The following is a 4,577-nucleotide window of genomic DNA, read 5'->3' on the forward strand; positions in this document are numbered from 1 at the left end:
ATCGTTGAGTATGATAATGATAATAAATTTCAAACTCAAAGAAATTTATTTAATTTTAAATTCAATTAAAGGTAGATATAGGATTCGAATTGAAGATTGCTTTAATATTGATGGAAAGTTATTACCAGAACAATTAAAATGGTTCGGAGCAAAAGAGTTTAGAAAATGACATAATTTTTGTCATTAAACTTAGCATTTATAAAAACAATTGTCGGTGCGGGGGCTGTACGTTGGTGAATTTTGGCTCCTTTTACGTTTTTATGGCGGGTGGGGTGTCCCGGGTTGGAGAAATTGAAATGTGGCAAAATGTGCGGCGGCATGCGTTGGTTTTTTGGTTGGAGTTAGCACTCGTCCTAAGAGAGTCGCGATTGGTTGCTCTTAATACGATTTGGTGTGTCGAGTTGGGTTTTTTTTTTTTTTTTTTTTTTTTTTTTTTTTTTTTTTTTTTTTTTTTTTTTTTTTTTTTTTTTTTTTTTTTTTTTTTTTTTTTTTTTTTTTTTTTTTTTTTTTTTTTTTTTTTTTTTTTTTTTTTTTTTTTTTTTTTTTTTTTTTTTTTTTTTTTTTTTTTTTTTTTTTTTTTTTTTTTTTTTTTTTTTTTTTTTTTTTTTTTTTTTTTTTTTTTTTTTTTTTTTTTTTTTTTTTTTTTTTTTTTTTTTTTTTTTTTTTTTTTTTTTTTTTTTTTTTTTTTTTTTTTTTTTTTTTTTTTTTTTTTTTTTTTTTTTTTTTTTTTTTTTTTTTTTTTTTTTTTTTTTTTTTTTTTTTTTTTTTTTTTTTTTTTTTTTTTTTTTTTTTTTTTTTTTTTTTTTTTTTTTTTTTTTTTTTTTTTTTTTTTTTTTTTTTTTTTTTTTTTTTTTTTTTTTTTTTTTTTTTTTTTTTTTTTTTTTTTTTTTTTTTTTTTTTTTTTTTTTTTTTTTTTTTTTTTTTGCCGCGATACCGAAGCACTGAACTGCAAACCTATTACAAATTTATAAAAGAAATATGAACTTCCAAATTAGCTCTGAACCAGCGGCTATCGCTTGCATGCTGTTATGCACAGTTATTTCTTCACGATTTTACTTCGTTGCAAAACATTTCCATTTTCGTCATTAAGTGTTACAAAGTAAATACCCGCAGGTTGTTCACTCAAAGTCAAGTTTGTTTATGTTTTTATTTCAACAATAATTTGTCCATTTAAGTTACAGAGCTTGCGCATTGGTTTGTTTGAGAAAATATATTTGGTTGTATGCAGGGTTGGGGTAAATTCTAATTGTTGAGTACTGATTGTTACCTTCCACTATGCTAGTTGTTACATCTGAGTATTTAGCAATAAACGCATCTAAACCCACTCCTCCTTCCGAAGTTAAAAATGAAGTTGAGGCACCCGGGTCAAAATCGACTGTTCCCTCAAAAGCGCCAGTAACATAAAAATTGCCTAAAGCATCTAAAGCTAATGACTTAACAAAATCATCACCTATACTACCTCCTACAGATGCAGCCCAAAGATAATTTCCATTGATATCATATTTTGCAAAATACATATCTAAACCTCCTGCAGAGTTTAAATATGCAGTGGCTGCGTTGGGGTCAAAATCTACAGTTCCATGAAAACCGCCAATTGCATAAACATTGTCCAATGCATCTATGATGATTGAATAACCTTCATCATCACCAGAACCGCCCACACTTTTAGCCCAAAGGTAATTTCCATTAATATCGTATTTGGCTATATACATATCTGAACCTCCTTGAGACGTTAAGGTGTTGGTAGCAGCACCAGGATTAAAATCGACTGTGTCATGATAATAGCCTGTTACATAAACATTGTTCGAAGCGTCTATAGCTATTGAACCCCCTAAATCATCATTCGAACTGCCCACAGATTTAGCCCAGAGGTAATTTCCATTAGAATCATATTTTGCAAGCACCATATCCATACCTCCTACCGCTGTTAAATTGGCTATTGAAGGACTTGGGTCAAAATCAGCAACACCTTGAAAATAACTTGTCATAAAAATGTTACCCAATCCATCAATTTTTATGCAATTAGCCGAATTATAAGTATTGGTACTACCGATACTTTTAGCCCAAAGGTAATTTCCGTTTAGATCGTATTTCGCAAAAAATGAAGCAGTACCCCCTGCGGCAGATATTGTGTTGGTTGAAGCACTCGGGTCAAAATCGGCTGTTCCACTAAAATGTCCAGCTAGATAAACATTATCCGAATCATCTATAGTTATGGATATTCCAATATCAAAACTTGTAGCACCCACAGCTTTAGCCCAAAGGTAATTGCCGTCAGTATCATATTTTGCAAAAATATATCATTACTTCGAACGAAGTTAAAGTGTCATTAAGGTCAATCGGATTAAAACTGGCTGTTCCTGAAAAGTAACCTGTTACATAAACATTACCTGATCCATCTACGAAAATGGAAATGCTTTGATCAAAACTAATACCTCCCACATTATTTGCCCAGAGGTAATCTCCGTTTCCAACGTATTTGGCAATAAACACATCGTATGCACCGTATGAAGTTAGATTGGAAGTGCCGACTCCGGGGTCAAAATCAACCGTTTCATGAAAATAGCCTGTTACATAAATATTACCACCAGCATCTAATGCAATTGAGCGAGCCATATCATCGTCAATAAAACCGAACGGGGAAATTGTGCCTATAGACTTTGCCCATTGATAGTTTTGAGCCGTTGTAGTAACTACGAAAATTGTCGCTAAAATAAATGTCAGTATAGTTTTTTCATTTTTATTTAAGTCATTGTTGGTTATAAAATTTATAGACTAATTGAGTCTTCCTTAATAATTGTGCATAACGATTTGCATGTATTGCGATGGCTGCGATACCGAAGCACTGAACTGCAAACCTATTACAAATTTATAAAAGAAATGCGAACTTTCAAATTTACACTGAACCAGCAGCTAGCGCAAACATGCTGTTAGGCGTTGAGGTTTTACTCTGGTATTTTTTGTATTTTTCATTTCTTCACTTACTAAATAAATTCTTGGTCTTTATAACTTCGATTAAATTTCAGTTTCTTTGTAATTGTCTTATAAAATATAAAAGCATTTAAAGAACCAAACGATTGTTGAAATTATAACTTTGAGTAAAATTTACTTGTTTTTAATTCTTTTAAAGGTAAGTCTTTTTACACTTCCGGCATTGAATTTTCTCTCAAGTATTAATGTTTCATTATTGATTTTAACGATATTAAACCAATGCCATTTTTTCTCATTTCTTCTATTTGTTAAAAGTGATTTATAGCTGTATGAATAAAAGCCTATTTTTCTTCTCTCGATGTTAATTCTTGCCTTTCCTCTATGATGTCCAAGTATGAAGCGACTGTCACAAAGTCCTTGCTTTGTAGTCAAAGCAAGAGAGATTTACAAATGAAAAGCCCGATAAAAAAACAGTGTCACCAATATTTAACTTGTCTCCATTGCAATTAGCAAATTTTAATCCAGCAGCATCATTTATTTTTAAAAAACTTAAGTGAGAAATATTCTCTAATTCTGACGGTGGTTTTACAATTTCTTTATCAAACTCGTCTGAAATTAACTGGAAGTGAACTGAATCCATAATCAATCTTACTTCTTTGTCTAGCAGCTGAGCTTGGCTATTTGTAAGTACAAAAAATAAAAAAAGAAGTATACTTTTTATTAATTTCTTGATATTTATTTGGAAATAAGAAGTCTTGAAATAAGTAAAGTTCATTATAAGTTAAAATAAAAAACAAAAGTAGTAAATTATGTTAGCTGTTAAAGTATTTCAAATTAGTCTGAAATAAAATATAACCAATAATGATTGTCTCTGAAGCAAAAAGAAAACATTTCAATGGGTTTTCAAATTTAGTATTGGGCCTCCATTCAAAATTCTTCAAACCTTTACGCCTAACGGTTTGCATATTTTGGCTGACAGGAAGCCGGCTACAAACTGCAAACCTTTTACAAATTTACAAAAGAATTGCGAACTGCAAAATATACAAAACCAGCAGTTAGCGCAAATATGCTGTTAGCACTTGTAGTTCACGACATGGTTCACAAGAAAATCAAAACACAAATCAATTCGTTCGTGTGCGTCTGCTTTCAGCGTTGATTAAAAGTCCGAATAAATGTCAACTAAAATGTCCAAAAAAGTAAAAGCCAACAATGTCAAATTAGTCACCAAGCAAAAATGGTTTTATGTGCGTTGCAAAACTTTTAAAAGTCATTCAATAAATTGTCAAACTGTCGAGCCCGCTCCTACTCTATTAAAGACGAGCAGTCACCAAATAAATTAAAATGCAAACTGTCGAGGCGAGAGAAAAAAAGTCCGATAGTAAATTGGTAAAATACTTTTAAAAGTTTTATGCTTCAAACTGTCGAGAAAAAGGTGAACTTTAAAATTAACAGCAAAACTTTCAAACTACAACTATTAAAAAAGTCAGCGCAGCAAAAACCATTTTTATTTTTTGCAAACTGTCGAAATGAGATGAACTAAAAAAGTAGCGAATAAAATTTGATTTGGTTGTCAAAATAATTGAGCCAAATTTTAAATGAATTTTTCTATTTAGGCTTTTACTTTGGAGTCGCAGAACTATGAGTGC

At 30.4% G+C, this 4,577-nt stretch carries 5 protein-coding genes; 1 reads left to right on the top strand and 4 read right to left on the bottom strand.

The genetic code is table 11. The annotated features are described in order from the left end of the window. The first annotated feature begins 16 nt into the window (after positions 1–16). On the top strand, positions 17–169 hold the full coding sequence (locus tag IPH52_18920) for a hypothetical protein (GenBank protein MBK7057078.1): 153 nt from the start codon (positions 17–19) through the stop codon (positions 167–169). An 81-nt stretch (positions 170–250) separates the two neighbouring features. Here IPH52_18920 and IPH52_18925 read toward each other — a convergent pair whose 3' ends face one another. The 4 genes from IPH52_18925 to IPH52_18940 form a co-directional block, all read right to left on the bottom strand. Beyond that, on the bottom strand, positions 251–952 hold the full coding sequence (locus tag IPH52_18925) for a hypothetical protein (protein ID MBK7057079.1): 702 nt from the start codon (positions 950–952) through the stop codon (positions 251–253). A 223-nt stretch (positions 953–1,175) separates the two neighbouring features. After that, positions 1,176–2,249, bottom strand: coding sequence for a hypothetical protein (locus tag IPH52_18930; GenBank protein MBK7057080.1), 1,074 nt, complete (start codon positions 2,247–2,249; stop codon positions 1,176–1,178). A gap of 31 nt (positions 2,250–2,280) precedes the next feature. Beyond that, a complete protein-coding gene (locus tag IPH52_18935) occupies positions 2,281–2,616 on the bottom strand; it encodes a hypothetical protein (GenBank protein MBK7057081.1) in 336 nt (111 codons plus the stop codon). A 721-nt stretch (positions 2,617–3,337) separates the two neighbouring features. Beyond that, positions 3,338–3,571, bottom strand: a complete 234-nt coding sequence (locus IPH52_18940; GenBank protein MBK7057082.1) for a hypothetical protein — start codon at positions 3,569–3,571, stop codon at positions 3,338–3,340. Positions 3,572–4,577: the final 1,006 nt, after the last annotated feature.

It is taken from the genome of Leptospiraceae bacterium, assembly GCA_016708435.1.
Lineage (GTDB): Bacteria > Spirochaetota > Leptospiria > Leptospirales > Leptospiraceae > UBA2033.